The sequence below is a fragment of the Niveispirillum sp. genome (genome assembly GCF_052437035.1).
Lineage (GTDB): Bacteria > Pseudomonadota > Alphaproteobacteria > Azospirillales > Azospirillaceae > Niveispirillum.
In genome coordinates, this window is the sequence record NZ_JBQVOH010000001.1 from 116,978 (window position 1) to 133,591 (window position 16,614).

At 64.1% G+C, this 16,614-nt stretch carries 17 protein-coding genes and 1 tRNA gene; 11 read left to right on the forward strand and 7 right to left on the reverse strand.

What is annotated here, in order from left to right:
- Positions 1–114: 114 nt before the first annotated feature.
- Entirely contained in the window at positions 115–774 is a 660-nt protein-coding gene (locus tag ACT6Q8_RS00525; RefSeq protein WP_444733810.1) for a glutathione S-transferase family protein, read from the forward strand.
- Positions 775–778: 4 nt separating this feature from the next.
- On the opposite strand, the gene ACT6Q8_RS00530 is transcribed toward ACT6Q8_RS00525, so the two are convergent.
- From ACT6Q8_RS00530 to ACT6Q8_RS00550, 5 genes are all read right to left on the reverse strand, one after another.
- The gene (locus ACT6Q8_RS00530; RefSeq protein WP_444733809.1) at positions 779–1,414 is read right to left on the reverse strand and encodes a Smr/MutS family protein; all 636 of its coding nucleotides are present in this window, start codon (positions 1,412–1,414) and stop codon (positions 779–781) included.
- On the reverse strand, positions 1,411–2,115 hold the full coding sequence (locus ACT6Q8_RS00535; protein ID WP_444733808.1) for a LutC/YkgG family protein: 705 nt from the start codon (positions 2,113–2,115) through the stop codon (positions 1,411–1,413). The genes ACT6Q8_RS00530 and ACT6Q8_RS00535 overlap by 4 nt, the downstream gene beginning before the upstream one ends.
- Positions 2,108–3,523, reverse strand: coding sequence for a LutB/LldF family L-lactate oxidation iron-sulfur protein (locus ACT6Q8_RS00540; RefSeq protein ID WP_444733807.1), 1,416 nt, complete (start codon positions 3,521–3,523; stop codon positions 2,108–2,110). Before ACT6Q8_RS00540 ends, ACT6Q8_RS00535 begins: the two co-directional genes overlap by 8 nt.
- On the reverse strand, positions 3,523–4,290 hold the full coding sequence (locus tag ACT6Q8_RS00545) for a (Fe-S)-binding protein (protein ID WP_444733806.1): 768 nt from the start codon (positions 4,288–4,290) through the stop codon (positions 3,523–3,525). Before ACT6Q8_RS00545 ends, ACT6Q8_RS00540 begins: the two co-directional genes overlap by 1 nt.
- A 97-nt stretch (positions 4,291–4,387) precedes the next feature.
- Positions 4,388–4,855: an Rrf2 family transcriptional regulator gene (locus ACT6Q8_RS00550; RefSeq protein WP_444733805.1), complete on the reverse strand. Its 468-nt coding sequence runs from the start codon at positions 4,853–4,855 to the stop codon at positions 4,388–4,390.
- 101 nt (positions 4,856–4,956) lie between these two features.
- Here ACT6Q8_RS00550 and ACT6Q8_RS00555 point away from each other — a divergent pair, with 101 nt between their 5' ends.
- Positions 4,957–5,853, forward strand: coding sequence for an NAD(P)/FAD-dependent oxidoreductase (locus ACT6Q8_RS00555; protein WP_444733804.1), 897 nt, complete (start codon positions 4,957–4,959; stop codon positions 5,851–5,853).
- A 6-nt stretch (positions 5,854–5,859) separates the two neighbouring features.
- Here the strand turns inward: ACT6Q8_RS00555 and ACT6Q8_RS00560 are convergent, their stop codons facing one another.
- The gene (locus tag ACT6Q8_RS00560; RefSeq protein ID WP_444733803.1) at positions 5,860–8,325 is read right to left on the reverse strand and encodes an ATP-binding protein; all 2,466 of its coding nucleotides are present in this window, start codon (positions 8,323–8,325) and stop codon (positions 5,860–5,862) included.
- Between the two features lie 132 nt (positions 8,326–8,457).
- On the opposite strand from ACT6Q8_RS00560, the gene hslV reads away from it, so the two are divergent.
- From hslV to ACT6Q8_RS00575, 3 genes are all read left to right on the forward strand, one after another.
- Entirely contained in the window at positions 8,458–9,018 is a 561-nt protein-coding gene (gene hslV, locus ACT6Q8_RS00565) for an ATP-dependent protease subunit HslV (RefSeq protein WP_054165737.1), read from the forward strand.
- The gene (hslU, locus tag ACT6Q8_RS00570; protein ID WP_054165738.1) at positions 9,018–10,340 is read left to right on the forward strand and encodes an ATP-dependent protease ATPase subunit HslU; all 1,323 of its coding nucleotides are present in this window, start codon (positions 9,018–9,020) and stop codon (positions 10,338–10,340) included. The genes hslV and hslU overlap by 1 nt, the downstream gene beginning before the upstream one ends.
- A gap of 157 nt (positions 10,341–10,497) precedes the next feature.
- A complete protein-coding gene (locus tag ACT6Q8_RS00575) occupies positions 10,498–11,304 on the forward strand; it encodes a MerR family transcriptional regulator (protein WP_054165739.1) in 807 nt (268 codons plus the stop codon).
- Between the two features lie 37 nt (positions 11,305–11,341).
- Here the strand turns inward: ACT6Q8_RS00575 and ACT6Q8_RS00580 are convergent.
- Positions 11,342–11,431 (reverse strand) — tRNA-Ser (locus ACT6Q8_RS00580).
- Positions 11,432–11,775: 344 nt separating this feature from the next.
- Here ACT6Q8_RS00580 and rplU point away from each other — a divergent pair.
- The 6 genes from rplU (at position 11,776) to ACT6Q8_RS00610 (ending at position 16,612) form a co-directional block, all read left to right on the forward strand.
- Entirely contained in the window at positions 11,776–12,087 is a 312-nt protein-coding gene (gene rplU, locus ACT6Q8_RS00585; RefSeq protein WP_054165740.1) for a 50S ribosomal protein L21, read from the forward strand.
- 36 nt (positions 12,088–12,123) lie between these two features.
- Entirely contained in the window at positions 12,124–12,411 is a 288-nt protein-coding gene (gene rpmA / locus ACT6Q8_RS00590) for a 50S ribosomal protein L27 (protein ID WP_054165741.1), read from the forward strand.
- Between the two features lie 209 nt (positions 12,412–12,620).
- Entirely contained in the window at positions 12,621–13,676 is a 1,056-nt protein-coding gene (gene obgE / locus ACT6Q8_RS00595; RefSeq protein ID WP_054165742.1) for a GTPase ObgE, read from the forward strand.
- A 50-nt stretch (positions 13,677–13,726) separates the two neighbouring features.
- Complete coding sequence (locus ACT6Q8_RS00600) at positions 13,727–14,086, forward strand: hypothetical protein (protein WP_444733802.1); 360 nt, start codon at positions 13,727–13,729, stop codon at positions 14,084–14,086.
- Between the two features lie 130 nt (positions 14,087–14,216).
- Positions 14,217–15,638, forward strand: coding sequence for a tRNA (N6-isopentenyl adenosine(37)-C2)-methylthiotransferase MiaB (miaB, locus tag ACT6Q8_RS00605; RefSeq protein WP_444733801.1), 1,422 nt, complete (start codon positions 14,217–14,219; stop codon positions 15,636–15,638).
- Entirely contained in the window at positions 15,635–16,612 is a 978-nt protein-coding gene (locus ACT6Q8_RS00610) for a PhoH family protein (protein ID WP_444733800.1), read from the forward strand. Before miaB ends, ACT6Q8_RS00610 begins: the two co-directional genes overlap by 4 nt.
- Positions 16,613–16,614 lie beyond the last annotated feature (2 nt).

Below are 16,614 nucleotides of genomic sequence, written 5' to 3' on the forward strand. Positions count from 1 at the left end.
CTTGCAACCCGGCCTATCTGTAAACCTGTCCGATCGGCGGAGGCCGCTGCCGGGATGCTTCCCCGGCGGGCCTTACCGTCGCATGATGGGGCAAAGACACCGGAAGGAATGGTCATGATCGAGCTTTACACCGCCGCCACGCCCAACGGGCACAAGGTCTCCTGCACGCTGGAAGAACTGGGCCTGCCCTATAATGTCCATGTCGTGTCGCTGTCGAAGAATGAGCAGAAAGAGCCCTGGTTCCTGGCCATGAACCCCAATGGCCGCATCCCCGTCATCGTTGACCGGGCGGAGGATCATGTCGTCTTCGAATCGGGCGCCATCATGATCTGGCTGGCGGAGAAGACGGGCCGCCTGATGCCGACCGACGCTAAGGGCCGCAGCAACGTGTTGCAATGGCTGATGTTTCAGATGGGCGGGGTGGGGCCGATGATGGGGCAGGCCAATGTCTTCCACCGCTATTTCCCGGAAAAGATCCCCGCCGCCATCGACCGGTACCAGAAGGAGGCGAAACGGCTGCTGACCGTTCTGGACGGGCGGCTGAAGGATCATGAATTCCTGGCCGGCGATTTCTCCATCGCCGATATCGCCAACTGGTGCTGGGCCAGGACGCATGACTGGTCGGGTGTGGCCATCGATGACCTGCCGCACCTGTCACGCTGGATCGCGCAACTGGATGCCCGACCGGGCTGTGCCGCCGGCCTGCTAAAGCCGCCCAAGAATGTGACGGCAGCGGAACTGGTGCAGTCGGCGCAGAATATCGTGGTGCGGTGAGGGGTTACCCCTCCCGACGGCGGCGCAGCAGGACGTAGTAGGCGCCGCCGCCGCCATGCTGTGGCTGGGCCTGATGAACGGACAGGATCAGCGGGCCCACATCCGCTTCGCGCAGCCAGCGGGGAACGGACAGGCGCAGCACGCCCTCGCCGCGCGGCATCTGGCCCTTGCCGGTGATGACCAGAACCATACGCCGGCCGGCGGCATGTGACCGGCGAATGAACCCGGACAGGGCGTGATGCGCCTCGCTCTGCGTCATGCCATGCAGGTCGATGCGGCCATCGATGCCCATCCGGCCCTTGCGCACCTTTTCATCCGTCCGCTTGTCCACCCCCGGTATCCGGCCCAAAAGGGAAGGGGCCAGTTGCACACTGACCTTGCCCTTTTCCTTCAGCGGGACATTGCGCAGCAGCTCGGCCAGCCGTTCGGCGGGAGCGGCAACGGGGGCGGCGGGCAGGGGAATGGCGGGCTTTGCCGCCGCCAGACGGGTCGCCACGGGCTCCGCCGCCACCTTGGCCGCCGGTTTCTTCGGCGGGGCGGATTTACGCTTGCTCGCGATGGGCGTGGCATCGCGGACCACGGTATGCCAGAGGTCCAGTTCGGCATCCGTGGGCGTCTTGGGGCGGCGATGGTCTTTCATGCCGTGGCGGGGTCCGGTTCGCCCACCAGGATGATCTGCACCCGGCCCGGCCCGTGCGCATGCGGCAAGGATGTCTGTTCGATGTCCGCCGTGCGCGACGGCCCTGTCACCATGTTGACAGTGCGCGGCATGCCCAGGCCCCGCGCCTGCTGCCGGATGGCAAGGCCGTGCCAGGCTTCCTCATAGGTGCCGACAATATGGTGAAGGGGCAGGATCACGATATGGATGCGTGGCAGGAAAAGAAGGCTGGTCGCCTGATCGGACCCGCTGGGTATCACCAGCGTGCCGGTTTCCGCAACGCCGGCCAGGGCCGTGGTGACGCCGACCTGATCCCCGGCCTGCGCACGGCCAAAGGCGACCGACAGGCTGGGCCGCCGGTCCCAGGGGATGGCGCGCAGCCAGGGATCAGGCGCGATCCGCACCTGAAAGCCGTGCCCCAGGCCTGACAGATAGTCGGCGACGGCGTGCGGCACGCGGGCCGGATCAGCCACCCGTTCCACGCCCGCCCCCACCGCCGTCGCCATTTTCGTGAACAGTTCGATCAGGCCCAGCGCCGTCAGACCCTTTACCCGGCCCGGCGTGGGATGGGCGGGCGGGGTTGCCAGACGCGCGGCCACATCGGCGGCGGCGCGGCCTTCATCGCGTCCGCCCGCCTGTGCCGCGGCACGGATACGGCCCAGGATGGCGCTGCGGCTATCCATGGCGGCGGTCCTTGTACAGCGACTGGAAGGTGCGGCCCTGCGGTGCGGGGAAATCGCGGGTGCCGGTCCAGCCGCCGGCGAGCGGCAGTGCCTTGAACGACCCTTCCTTGCCCATCAAACCCATCACGCGCATGGCAATGGATGTGACAAGGCGGTAAAGGCGTGGCCGTTTGGCGAACAGGGCCCAGGCCCACAAGCCCTGACGCACGGAAGGGGGCGACAGGCGCCTTTCAAACTCCACCTCCCGCCAGCGATGCATGATCTTGGGCAGGGGGATTTTTACAGGGCAAACGCTTTCGCATTTGCCGCAGAAGGTGCTGGCGTTGGGCAGATGCCGCGCCTCCTTCACCCCGATCAGGGCGGGGTCCAGGGCCGCACCGATGGGTCCCGGATAGACCCAGCCATAGGCATGGCCGCCGACCGCGTGATAGACGGGGCAATGGTTCATGCAGGCCCCGCAGCGGATGCAGCGCAGCACCTCCTGCATCTCCGTACCCAGCAGGGCGGAGCGGCCATTATCCAGCAGCACAACATGGAACTCACGCGGCCCGTCCGGGTCGTCGGCCCGGCGGGGGCCGGTGGAGAAGGTGGTATAGGCCGTGATCTCCTGCCCCGTGGCAGAGCGCGCCAGCAGACGCAGCATCAAGGTGGCATCGGCGAGGGTGGGGACCACCTTCTCGATCCCCGTCAGGACGATGTGACAGCGTGAAAGTGTCTGTGTCAGGTCGCCATTGCCCTCATTGGTGACGATGATGGTGCTGCCCGTTTCGGCCACCAGGAAATTGGCGCCCGTGATGCCGATATCGGCATTCAGGAACACATCACGCAATTCCCCCCGCGCCTCGGCCAGAAGGTCGGTCGGTTGATCCAAGGGGCGGTCCGGAGGCAGATGGGTATGGGTGCGTCGGAAATCGGCAGCCACCTGTTCCTTGGACAGATGCAGGGCCGGGGCCACGATGTGGCTGGGTACCTCCCCCCGGATCTGAAGGATGTACTCGCCAAGATCGGTTTCGACCGCCTTGATCCCCGCTGCCTCCAGCGCGGCATTCAGGCCGATCTCCTCCGACACCATCGACTTGCCCTTGGCGATCAGGCGCGCATCGCGTTCCGTCGCCAGTCGCAGGATGATGGATCGCGCCTCCGCCGCGTCGCGCGCCCAATGCACATGACCGCCACTGTCGCGCACCCGCGCCTCAAACGCTTCCAGATAATGGTCCAGATGGGAAAGCGTATGGTCCTTCACGGCCTTGGCGGCGTCGCGCAGGGCCTCGAACTCCGGCAGGTTGGCGACGGCGCGGGCGCGGTTGACGGGAAAGCCCGTCTTGAACTTGGTCAGTGCCCGGCGCAGGTCCGGGTCTTTCAGGGCGTCGGCGGCGCGGGCGGGAAAATCGGCGGAATGCGGCTGCATCACCCCTCCGCCCGGCCAATGGGGGCCGTCTCCGGATCGCCGGCCAGCACCTCTGCCACATGTCGCACGTCGATATCGTGGCCCAGGCGCGACAGGCGGCCCGCCATGTTCATCAGACAGCCAAGATCACCGGCCAGCAGTGTATCGGCCCCCGTGGCGACAATGGCCTCCACCTTCTCCGTCACCATATGGGTGGAGATGTCAGGGTATTTCACACAGAAGGTGCCGCCAAAGCCGCAGCAGACATCCGCTCCCTGCATCTCCGTCAGGTCAACGCCGGGCAGGCTGGCCAGCAGGCGGCGGGGCTGTTCCTTCACCCCCATTTCCCGCAGGCCCGAACAACTGTCATGATAGGTGACAGTACCGGCAAAGCCCGGTATGGCCGTGTCCATACCCATGATGTCGGTCAGGAACCGGGTCAGTTCCCAGGTGCGGCCGGCCAGTGCCGCGGCCCGCGCGGCCCAGGCGGGATCATCGCGGAACAGTTCCGGGTAATGCTTGCGCAGCATGCCCGAACAGGACCCCGACGGTGCGACTACATAATCACAACCCTCGAACGCCTGGATCATGGTCCTTGCCAGCGCCTCTGCCGTGGTCCGGTCGCCATTGTTCCAGGCCGGCTGTCCGCAGCAGCTTTGCGATGGCACGGTGACCCGACACCCGGCGCGTTCCAGTAGGGTCACCGCCGCGAACCCCACCGACGGGCGGAACAAATCCACCAGACAGGTGACCAGCAGGCCGACTTTGGGCGGATTTGCAGGGGGCATGCGGGCAGGGTCCGTCGCCGATCAGGGAGGTGCGCAGAGTACATGATCTGGGGCGCGGGCGTGGCGAAAAAAGGGGCCGGATCAAGCCTTTGCCTTGTCAGGTGCCGGTATCGTGCGGATGCTGTGGCAGGGTCCAGGCACCGCTGCGCAGCTTCTCCTCGAACTGCCGCCCCAGGTCGCCCAGGCTGGTCTGTGCCAACCGCGACACAAGCAGGGTGCGCGCGGCGGACAGGCTGTCCTCCAGCGCCTGATTGACGGCCTGTTCCACCAGACAGGTGGGATTGTCCACCGACGGGCCGATGGCAAAAAGCTGTGGCTCGCCCAGCGCTTGATAGATGTCCAGCAGACTGATCGCGTCCAGCGGGCGGGCCAGGACCCAGCCGCCGCCATGCCCCTTTTCCGACCGGACCAGCCCCTGCTGACGCAGCCCTGCCATGGTCCGGCGCACCACCACGGGGTTGGTGTTCAACATGGCGGCCAGCGTTTCGGACGTGGCGGCCCCTTGCATCCGATCCATGTGGATCAGGGCATGCAGCATGCGGGAAAGGCGGCTGTCGGGTCGCATGGCTCTGCTTACCGCATGCAGGTTTTCGTAACAAGAGATGTTGCGTAATCCCGCTATCGCCTCCATCATGTAACTTATGAAGTAACATGATGGAGGCGATAATGCTTCATGACGTGATCATCATCGGTGGCGGCTTTGCCGGGCTGGCCGCCGCAATGCCCCTGACGCGGGCGCGGCGGCGTGTGCTGCTGATCGATGCGGGACAGCCGCGCAACCGGTTCGCGGCGCATTCCCATGGGTTCCTGGGTCAGGATGGGGTGGCACCGGCGGACATCCAGGCACGCGGCATGGCCGAACTGTCCGCCTATCCGACCTTCACCCTGGTGCGGGGGGAGGTGGTGGGGGCGGCGGGCACCCTGGACGCCTTTGCCGTCGCCCTGGCGGATGGCAGCACCCTTGAGGGCCGGCGTCTTATCCTGGCCACCGGCGTGCGGGATGAATTGCCGGCCATTCCGGGCATGAAGGAACGCTGGGGTGTGGGTGCCCTGCATTGCCCCTATTGCCATGGTTATGAGGTGGCGGGGCGGCCGCTTGGCGTTCTGGGCACCCAGGCCGGATCAGATATGAAGGCGCTGCTGGTGTCGGATTGGGGGCCTGTCACCCTGTTCACCCAAGACGCGTTCCTGCCAGGGGCGGAGATGATGGTGCGGCTGACCGAACGCGGTATCACGGTGGAAAGGGTGCCGATCATGGAAATGCTGGGCGAGGCACCGTCACTATCGGCGGTAAGGCTGGCCGATGGGCGGGTCCTGCCCCTGGCCGCCCTGTTCGTCGGACCCCGCACCCATATGGCCAGCCCCCTGGCCCTGCAATTGGGCTGCGCCTTTGAGGAGGGGCATAGCGGCCCCTATCTGCGGATCAATGAGGGCAAGGAAACCAGCGTGCCCGGCATCTTCGCGGCGGGTGACGCCACCATGCAGATGCACAGCGCAACCTTGTCGGTGGCGTCAGGTATGCTTGCGGGGGTGGGGGCACACCGGTCGCTGCTGGGGTTTTGATCGAACCTACAGCTTCACGGGCATGGCGGGCAGGCGGCAGCGGATGGTGCTGCCATTCTGCCCGTCGCTTTCAATCTCGACGGCGCCGCCATGTAGTTCCACGAAGCTTTTCACCAGCGACAGGCCCAGGCCGGCACCGCCCGACCCGGTATTGCCGGCGGCCCCGCGTTCGAACCGTTCGAAGACGCGGCTCTGTTCCTCGGTGGTGATGCCCAGGCCGGTATCGGCGACGCCCAGCACAACCTGATCACCCTGCCGTTCCGCCGACAGGGTGATGCGGCCGCCGGCAGGCGTGAACTTGATGGCGTTGGAGACGAGGTTGAACAAGGCCTGTTTCAGCCGCTTCTCGTCCCCCTGCATGGCCCCGACATGATCGGGAACATCGACGCGCAGGTCCAGTCCCTGCTTGCGGGCCCAGTCGCGGGTCAATCCTGCGACCGAATGCAGAAGCTGTGGAATGTCGAACTGTTCTTGTTCCAGCACCATGAACCCGGCCTCGATGGTGGCCAGATCCAGGATGTCATTGACCAGAGACAGCAGGCGCCGGCTCGCCTCCAGCACACCCTTGGCATATTCCTGCTGCCGGTTGTTCAGCGGCCCGAAATACTGGTTATGCAGGATTTCGGCGAAGCCCATGATGGCGTTCAGCGGCGTGCGCAGCTGATAGGACACGTTGGCGATGAATTCCGCCTTCAACCGGTCGGCGGCCTCCAGCGCTTCATTGCTGGACCGCAGGGCCGTTTCGACCTTGTCGCTGTCGGTGACGTCCAGGCAGGAGAACAGCACCGCCCCGTCGGGCAGCGGTACCAGGGCATAGCGCAGGACCGATCCATCGACCCGGCGCATGATGCCGGCATCCGCGGCGCGTTCCAGCAGGCGGCTGACCAGCCGGTCCCGCTCCTGATCCCAATCCCCGCCTTCGTCCAGCAGCGGGCGCACGAAATCGACCAGCCGGTTGGCATGCGGCTCGCCCCGCACCTGTTCGGCATCGACGGACCAGAGACGCTGGAAGGCTGGGTTGCAGAGTTTCAGGCGGCCATCGCCGCCGAACACGGCCACCCCTTCGGCCAGATTGTCCAGCGTCTCCTGCTGCACCGCCATCAGGGTGTTGTAGGAGCTTTCCAGGGCCAGGGTGTGGGTCACATCCTCGGCCACGAACATCAGTCCGCCAAACGGATGCGGCACCACGAGGGAGCGCAGCGTCCGCCCGTCGGGCAGATGCATCAGCTCTTCCATCGGCTCGATCAGCGAGGTGAACAGGCCCAGCTGCTGCTTCTTCCAGCGCGGGAAATCCGCCTCTTCCGTCAGCTTGCGGCGGTCACGCAGGTCTTCCAGCACCTCGCCAAAGGTCGGTTCCTCTGCCAGCCAGCCCGTATCCATGTCCCATAGCCGTGCGAAGGCGTGGTTATGGAACTTGATCCGCATGTCGGGGCCATAGATGGCGATGGCGGAGCCCAACTGGTGCAGCACCTCGCCATGCGCGTCGATATGGCGGGTCAGCTCATCCTTTAGGCCGCGTTCGGTGGTCCGGTCCACGGCCATGCCGATCATGCAGCCTTGCGGCAGGGGGACTTCGGTCAGCTGGAACAGACGGCGGTCGCCATCCACCACCAGGAACCGTTCCTCGCTCTGCGCCGCCCCCGTCTCCCGCGCGCGCTGGGCCAGATCGCGGGGCGCGCCAAACAGGCCGCCGCCGGGCAGTTCGCGGCCCGCCTCAAGCACCTGTTCCGGGCTGCTGTCCAGCAGGTTGGCATAGGCCTGATTGCACCAGTCCAGGTCCAGCGACGCATTGCGCCGCCAAAGCGGGATGGGCAGGGTGGACAGAAGGCAACGCAGCTTTTCCAGCTCCATCGCCTGCGCACCTTGTAATTCCTGACGGCGCACTTGTTCCTGGCCCTGCGGCGTGACATCGCGCAGCCAAAGCAGATGCAGGGCGGTGCCATCCGTCGCCTTGCCCCGCCGTCCGCTGGCCAGGAAGAAGGCCGACCCGTCGGCAAGCCGGACATTGATCTGGAAGGGCTGGCCACTGTCGGTCAGATGGCGGAAGGAACCGTGCAGAGCGGCGGCATCGCTGGGCGCCAGCGCCTGTTCCACATCCTCCAGCCCGCGCACCTGTTCCAGGCCCAACAGGGCCGCGAATCCGGCGGACTGTGCCAGATCGCCGTCGCTGCCCAGGGCGAACCAGGCATCGGGGCTGGCATCCAGCAGGGCCAGCAGACGTGCATTCTCCGTCCGCGTCTCCTGCATATCCAGTTCCCGCCCCCGGCCCCAGGCCAGCAGCCGCAGGAACATGGCGGCGATGGTCAGAAGCAGGGCCAGCGTCAGCAGGCCGAGCACGGGGGATTGCGCTTCCCACAGGGGAAGCAGCATCCAGCCGATCGCAGCCAGCCCCAGCAGGGCGGCACCGGCGATCGCGATGACATGGGCGACGGCGGGCTTCACAATGGGCCAGAGTGTAGGGGGTGAAACCATTGAAATGCAAGCATCAGGGGGCAGAGCCAGGGCCAGGGTGGGGCTGTCCCATGGTGCCCATGCTTGACGTTGTCCGCCGCCTGCCCACATAGCAGGGCGTGTTCTTCCTTCCTTTGCCTTTGAGTGAGCCCGATGACCGGCAATCCAAATCCCCACGACCCTATCCAGTGGCATGGCACCACCATCATTTCCGTCCGCAAGGATGGGCAGGTGGTCATCGCCGGTGACGGCCAGGTGTCGATGGGGCAGACGGTGATGAAGTCCAATGCCCGTAAGGTCCGCCGTCTGGCGGGCGGCACCGTCATGGCCGGATTCGCCGGCGCCACCGCCGACGCCTTCGCCCTGTTCGAACGGCTGGAAGCCAAGCTTGAACAGCATCCGGGGCAGTTGACCCGCGCGGCGGTGGAAATGGCCAAGGATTGGCGCACCGATCGTTATCTACGCCGTCTGGAGGCGCTGATGGCTGTGGCGGACAAGGACGTCTCTCTGGTCATCACCGGCAATGGCGATGTTCTGGAACCCGAAGACGGCATCATCGGCATCGGATCGGGCGGCTCCTATGCCCTGGCGGCGGCCCGCGCGCTGAAGGATATTGAAGGTTTCGATGCCGAAATGATTGCCCGTAAGGCTATGAAAGTGGCCGCCGACATCTGTGTCTATACCAACCATTCCGTCACGCTGGAGAAGATGTGATGAGTGCCACCGCCTTTTCCCCGCGTGAGATCGTTTCGGAGCTGGATCGATTTATTGTCGGCCAGAACGAAGCCAAGCGCGCTGTCGCCATCGCGCTGCGCAACCGCTGGCGCCGTCAGCAGTTGACCGGCCAGATGCGCGAGGAAGTATATCCCAAGAACATCCTGATGATCGGCCCGACCGGCGTGGGCAAGACCGAGATCGCGCGTCGTCTGGCCAAGCTGGCTCAGGCGCCGTTCGTGAAGGTGGAGGCGACCAAGTTCACCGAAGTCGGCTATGTCGGCCGTGATGTGGAACAGATCATCCGTGATCTGGTCGAAGCCGCCATCGTCATGACCCGCACCCGCTTGCGCCAGGAAGTGGCCGCCAAGGCCGAATTGCATGCCGAGGAACGGGTGCTGGACGCGCTGGTCGGCGACGGGGCGGGGGCGGAGACCCGCGCGAAGTTCCGCAAGATGCTGCGCGAAGGCACGCTGAACGACCGCGAGATCGAGGTGCAGGTGGCCGACAATGCCGTTCCGGGCATGCCGACCTTCGATGTGCCCGGCATGCCGGGCGCCCAGATGGGCATGGTCAATCTGGGTGATATTTTCGGCAAGGCCTTTGGTGGCGGTCGCACCAAGACCCGCAAGATGAGCGTGTCGGAAAGTTATGAAGTGCTGATGGCCGAGGAAAGCGACAAGCTTCTCGATAATGAGAAGGTGGTCGCCGAGGCCATCCATTCGGTGGAGCAGAACGGCATCGTCTTCCTGGACGAGATCGACAAGATCTGTGCGCGCGGTGAACATCGCGGTGGTGGCGACGTGTCGCGCGAAGGCGTGCAGCGTGACCTGCTGCCCCTGATCGAGGGCACGGTGGTGTCCACCAAACATGGGGCCGTGAAGACCGACCATATTCTGTTCATCGCGTCCGGTGCTTTCCATGTCGCCAAGCCCAGCGACCTGCTGCCGGAATTGCAGGGCCGTCTGCCTATTCGTGTGAATTTGCAGCCCCTGTCCCAGGCCGATTTCCGCCGCATCCTGACGGAGCCGGAATGCAGCCTGATCAAGCAATATGTGGCCCTGCTGAAGACGGAAGAGGTGGAGTTGGTCTTTACCGACGACGCCATCGACGAACTGGCCCGGCTGGCCGCCGAGATCAACCGGACGGTCGAGAATATCGGTGCCCGCCGCCTGCACACGGTGATGGAACGTCTGCTGGAGGAAATCAGCTTCGCCGCGACGGAAAGGAGCGGGGAGGCAATCACGGTGGATGCCGCCTATGTCCGTCAGCAGCTGGACGGCCTGTCGCAGAATACCGATCTGTCGAAGTTCATTTTGTAAGGGACTGTCGGGCGGTGGCTGTATCGGCTGCCGCCCCCGCTGCTGACCCCCGCCGCCTGGGTGCGGATGGGGTCACAAATTTTCCGATATTTTTCCTCTTGAGCCGGCCCTTGGGGCAAGCCCGATAAGGTCTTCGTTCGAAGAAGGAAGACACGTCTTGGCAAAAGCTGGACCTTATCTGCGTTGTGCCGCCGCCGCCCGCCGGCTTGGTGTAACCGCAAAGGCACTGCGCGTTTACGAAGCGCATGGATTGGTTCGGGCCGAACGGACCGCCGCCGGTTGGCGGGTCTATGGCCCTGACCAGATCGCGCGCCTGCATCAGGTGATCGCCCTTAAGAGCTTCGGCTTTTCGCTCAGCAGGATTGCCGAACTCCTGTCCGGCGGTATGCCCGATCTGGCCACTTTCCTGGAATGGCATGATCAGGTGCTGTGCCAGGAGGCGGAGCGTATCGACAGGGCGCGGCGGCTGTTGGGTACGGCCCGACTTAAACTTGCCAGAGGCGATGGTCTTTCCTTGGACGATCTGATGACGCTCTCGAAGGAAACGACAATGACTGACAATCGTACGGAAGATCTGGCGGCTGCTTATGCGGTGGTCGCCAACAAACATTTCTCCGCAGCCGACCAGGCAATCCTGACGGCCAACGGCTATCGCGGCATGGATAAACCCGATGCGGATTGGGACGCCCTGGGCCAGGAGGCCGCCCGCCTCATGAAGATTGTTGATCCGACCTCCGCCGAAGCTATGGACCTTGCGCGCCGCTGGATGGGCAAGGTGTTCGAGGCCACGGGTGGCGACCCGGCCTTGACCGAAAGGATGCGAACGGTGGCGCGCGAGTTGAACAGGCACCCTGACTTTGCAGCGGCCTCCAACTCATCCAATGAGATGACGGATTTCATCACCAAGGCCTATGGCGCCGCCATCGCCGCCGGAATTCTGCCGAAACCGGTGAGTGTAGGGTGATCGGGCAATAAGCCGGCTGATATGAGGGGAGGTTAAATGGCGGAGAGGGTGGGATTCGAACCCACGGTACCCTTGCGGGTACTTCGGTTTTCGAGACCGACGCGTTCGACCACTCCGCCACCTCTCCGCATGACCTCGCCGCGCATGATTTCCGGGGGTCAACCGGGGCGTCCTGGCGAAGTGGCGCGGAACCTACACAAACAGCCGGCGCGATGCAACAGTCCTTTTTCACGGGTCCCATCCATTATATAGTCAATTCCATGCGGCGGATGGACCCCACCCTTGCAGGGCGCGGGGGGCGAAGACCCAAGGAAAAGAGTCGGTTCCTGGTTGACAGCCCGTCTCGGACAGGTATATTCCGCCGCCTCTGGAAACGGAGCCTCTTTGGCTGCCGTATTCCTTTTTGCGGCAGAATGGAAGGGGCCATCCCATTGGCGGGGGTTCCCGGATCTTTAAGAAGTGGTGGTTAGAATGTTCGCAGTCATCCGCACCGGCGGTAAGCAGTACAAGGTCGCGGCCGGCGACGTCATTCGGGTTGAGAAGCTGGCCGGTGAGGCTGGCGCCTCCCTGAAGCTGGACGAAGTCCTGCTGGTCAGCAACGAGGGCACCACCACTGTCGGTACGCCCCTGATCGCCAACGCCGTTGTCACGGCTGACGTTGTCGCCCAGGATCGCAACGACAAGATCATCATCTTCAAGAAGAAGCGCCGCCAGAACTACCGCCGGAAGAACGGCCATCGTCAGGAAGTGACGGTGCTGCGCATCACCGGTATCCAGGCCTGAGCGCCTTTTTGAAGCTTCAGTTGAGGAGTTAAATCCATGGCACATAAAAAGGCAGGCGGCTCGTCCCGCAATGGTCGCGATACCGCTGGCCGCCGTCTGGGCGTCAAGCGCTTTGGTGGTGAGCTGGTTCTGGCCGGCAACATCCTGGTCCGTCAGCGCGGCACCAAGTTCCATGCTGGCGAGAATGTCGGCATCGGCAAGGACCACACGCTGTTCGCGCTGGTTCACGGCAATGTCGAGTTCAAGACCGGCCTGAAGGGTCGCACCTTTGTCGCCGTCAACGAAGTCAGCTTCGATGACGAGCCGGCGATCGCTGCCGAGTAAGGTCTGTCCATCGGCTTTTAGGCCGGTGACCGGAATTTGACGGGTCGGGGGAGCGGGCAACCGTTCCCCCGATTTGTTTTGAGTTTTTGATGTTCCCTCAGGCGCCGGGCGCCGCCTCCGGCGGCTTGGCTTACGCGACCATGTGATCGCGGGGCGGCAGTCGCCGCCCTTGGGTGCCTCCCGTTCCTGTTGTAGAAGTCGGTGCCGCCATGAAGTTCCTTGATCAGTGCAAAATCTACCTGCGTAGCGGTGATGGCGGGCCGGGTGCGGTGGCGTTCCGGCGTGAGAAGTTCATCCCCTTTGGCGGGCCGGATGGCGGCAATGGCGGGCGTGGCGGCGATGTGGTGATCGAGGCCGTGGACGGCCTGAACACGTTGATCGACTATCGCTATCAGCAGCATTTCAAGGCCAAGAAGGGCGACCATGGCATGGGTTCGTCCCGCAACGGTGCCCGTGGCGCCGATGTGGTGCTGCGCGTGCCCGTCGGTACCCAGGTGCTGGACGAGGATCAGGAAACGGTCATCGCCGACATGACCGAGGCCGGGCAGCGCATTGTGCTGCTGAAGGGTGGCGATGGCGGTTACGGCAATGAGCATTTCAAGACCAGCACCAACCGTGCGCCTCGCAATTTCGGCCCCGGCTGGCCGGGGGAGGAGCGCTGGGTCTGGCTGCGTCTGAAGCTGATCGCCGATGCCGGCCTGCTGGGCCTGCCCAATGCCGGCAAGAGCACCTTCCTGGCCGCCGTCAGCCGGGCGCGGCCCAAGATCGCCGATTATCCCTTCACGACCCTGGTGCCCAACCTGGGCGTGGTGAAGGCCGGTGAGGAAGAGTTCGTCATCGCCGATATTCCGGGCCTGATCGAAGGCGCGCATGAAGGCCATGGCCTGGGTACCCGCTTCCTGGGCCATGTGGAGCGCACGCGTGTGCTGCTGCACCTGATCGACGGCACGCAGGAAGATGTGCAACTGGCCTACCGCACCATCCGCCGTGAGCTGCGCATGTATGGCGGTGGTCTGGCCGACAAGAAGGAAATCGTTGTCCTGAACAAGGTCGACGCCCTGACCGAGGAAGAGATCGAGTTCAAGCGCACCAAGCTGCGCCGTTCCGCCAAGAAGCCCGTCTTCGTGATGTCGGGTGCGGCGGGCGAGGGCGTACAGGAAGTGCTCTACGCTCTGCTGAACATCATCAAGGAAGGCCGCGCCCAAGAAGGCATGGCGGCGGAAGAGGCAGCGTACCGGGCGCGATATCGGCCGATTGAGGAGTGAGGGACTGAGAGTTGATTATCGTCCAGCCATGACAGGATTTGACAATCACCATGCATGACATGCGGAACTCGATTGAGCGTACAGTTCTTCGCGTCATGTATCGGCAGCTTGGTACCAATTTGGAGCCGGAATTTAACGTTGATAGTCGTAACTTTACAGGGTCTGGATATTTCGCATCGTTAAGCTTCTGTAAGCCGAATGTTTCGATTCCCGATGGTCCCGTTGATATTGGGATCAATTTATTATTGAATAATGGTTCCGTGCTATCCGACGTGATTCTGTTTGTTAAGTCTGGTCAGGTTGACTTAATTGAATTTGTCGGTTTGGGTACTGATTGGCCCGATGATATTCTGAATTTCAAGGTCGTGAATTCAGAAGCGAACGTTGTTGATTGGAACCTTCCCGGCTGAGGCCTCCAACGCCGCCCCCCATGCACCGCCATCGCCCCCGCTCATCCGTGCTGCAACGTTGACTCTGGCGGCCACATCCCTATCTTGCACCGGTTAAACGGCTGGCCTTTGCCATCCCGTGCCCTTTGTCATGCGGAAAGGCCCCGGTTTCGGGGTGACGGCGTTGAAGAAGAAGCTGTTCATCAAGACCTATGGCTGCCAGATGAATGTCTATGACAGCGACCGCATGGCCGATGTCCTGGGGCCGCTGGGGTATGAGCCGACGGATACGCCCGATGGCGCCGATATGGTGATCCTGAACACCTGCCATATCCGTGAGAAGGCATCGGAAAAGGTCTATTCCGAGCTGGGGCGTATCCGGCACCTTCAGAATGAGAAGGAGGCGGACGGCGGGCGCATGGTGGTGGCCGTGGCCGGCTGTGTGGCGCAGGCGGAGGGGGCGGAGATCATGATGCGCGCCCCGCATGTGGATATGGTGTTCGGTCCCCAGACCTATCACCAGCTGCCCGAAATGGTGACGCGCGCGGTACGCGGGGCCGGCGGGGTGGTGAATACCGACTTCCCGGTGGAGAGCAAGTTCGACCTGCTGCCCGAGGAAAGTGCCAAGCCGCAGGGGCCGGCGGCGTTCCTGTCGGTGCAGGAAGGCTGCGACAAGTTCTGCACCTTCTGCGTCGTCCCCTATACGCGTGGGTCGGAATATAGCCGGCCCGTCAGCCAGGTGCTGAACGAGGCGCGGCGGCTGGTGTCGCACGGTGTGCGGGAGGTCACCCTGCTGGGCCAGAATGTGAATGCGTTCCATGGTGAGGGGCCGGATGGCAAGGCCTGGGGCCTGGGTCGGCTGATCCGGCAACTGGCGGAGATCGACGGGCTGGAGCGTATACGCTATACCACCAGCCACCCGCGCGACATGGATGACGACCTGATCGACGCGCACGGCACCGTGCCGCAACTGATGCCGTTCCTGCATCTGCCGGTACAGTCGGGTTCCGACCGTATCCTGGCGGCCATGAACCGCAAGCACACGGGCGATGATTACCGCCGCCTGATCGACCGACTGCGCGCACGTCAGCCCGATCTGGCCCTGTCGTCGGATTTCATCACGGGCTTTCCCGGTGAAACGGATCAGGATTTTGCCGACACGCTACGCCTGATCACCGATATCGGCTATGCCCAGGCCTATAGTTTCAAATATTCCCCCCGCCCCGGTACGCCCGCCGCCGGTCTGGAAGGCCGTCAGGTGGACGAGAAGGTGAAGGATGAGCGGTTGCAGGCGGTGCAGCAATTGCTGAACGCCCAGCAGGTAGCCTTCAACCAGACCATGATCGGGCGGAACCTGACCGTGCTGTTCGACCGTGTGGGCAAGCTGGAGGGGCAGTTGCTGGGCCGCAGCGCCTATATGCAGTCGGTCTATGTCCAGGCCCCGGCCCGGTTGATGGGCCAGATGGTGGAGGTGCATGTCACCGGCGCCTTCGCCAACAGCCTGTCGGGCCATGTCGTGACCGGTGAAACCATGACCCAGGCCGCCCGCCCGGCGGTGGAGGCACACGCTTGACCAATCTGGAACTGTCGTTCGACGATAATCGCCTGCTGCCGCTGCTGTTCGGGGAGCATGGCCAGTTCCTGACACGGCTGGAAAAGCAGACGGGCACGCGGCTGGTATCGCGCGGCAATGTCCTGTCCATCGCCGGCGGTGACGACTCCGCCCAGGCCGCACGCGCCGCCATCCTGGCCCTGTGGGACCGGGTGAAGGCCGGCATGCCCGTCGGGCCGGGGGAGGTGGATGCCGCCGCCCGTCTGGCCATCAGTGCGGACGTACAGACCAGTGGCAATGCGCTCGCCCAACTATCGGACCCGCGCGCCGGCCTTAAGACCAAGCGCCGCACCATCACCCCGCGCAGCGCCACCCAGGCGCGCTATCTGGAGGCGCTGGCCGAGAGCGAACTGGTGTTCGGCTTGGGTCCTGCGGGCACGGGTAAGACCTATCTGGCGGTGGCACAGGCGGTCAGCATGCTGATGCAGGGGTCGATTGAACGCATCATCCTGTCGCGTCCCGCCGTAGAGGCGGGGGAGCGGCTGGGTTTCCTGCCCGGCGACATGAAGGAGAAGGTGGACCCCTACCTTCGCCCGCTCTATGACGCGCTGCATGACATGCTGCCGGGGGATCAGGTCACAAAGCGGCTGGAGACCGGGGTGATCGAGGTGGCGCCGCTGGCCTTCATGCGCGGGCGCACGCTGGCCCATGCGTTCGTCATTTTGGACGAGGCGCAGAATACCACGCCCATGCAGATGAAGATGTTCCTGACCCGCCTGGGTGAGGGCAGCCGCATGGTGGTGACGGGCGACGTCACCCAGATCGACTTGCCCACCGGCCAGAAATCTGGCCTGCGGGAGGCGCTGACCATCCTGCGCGGGGTGGAGGGCGTGTCGTTTGTGGAGTTTACCGACCAGGATGTCGTGCGTCACCCGCTGGTGGGTCGTATCGTCCGCGCCTATGACGCGGCTGATCGCGCGCGGGAAGGGGCCTAGAC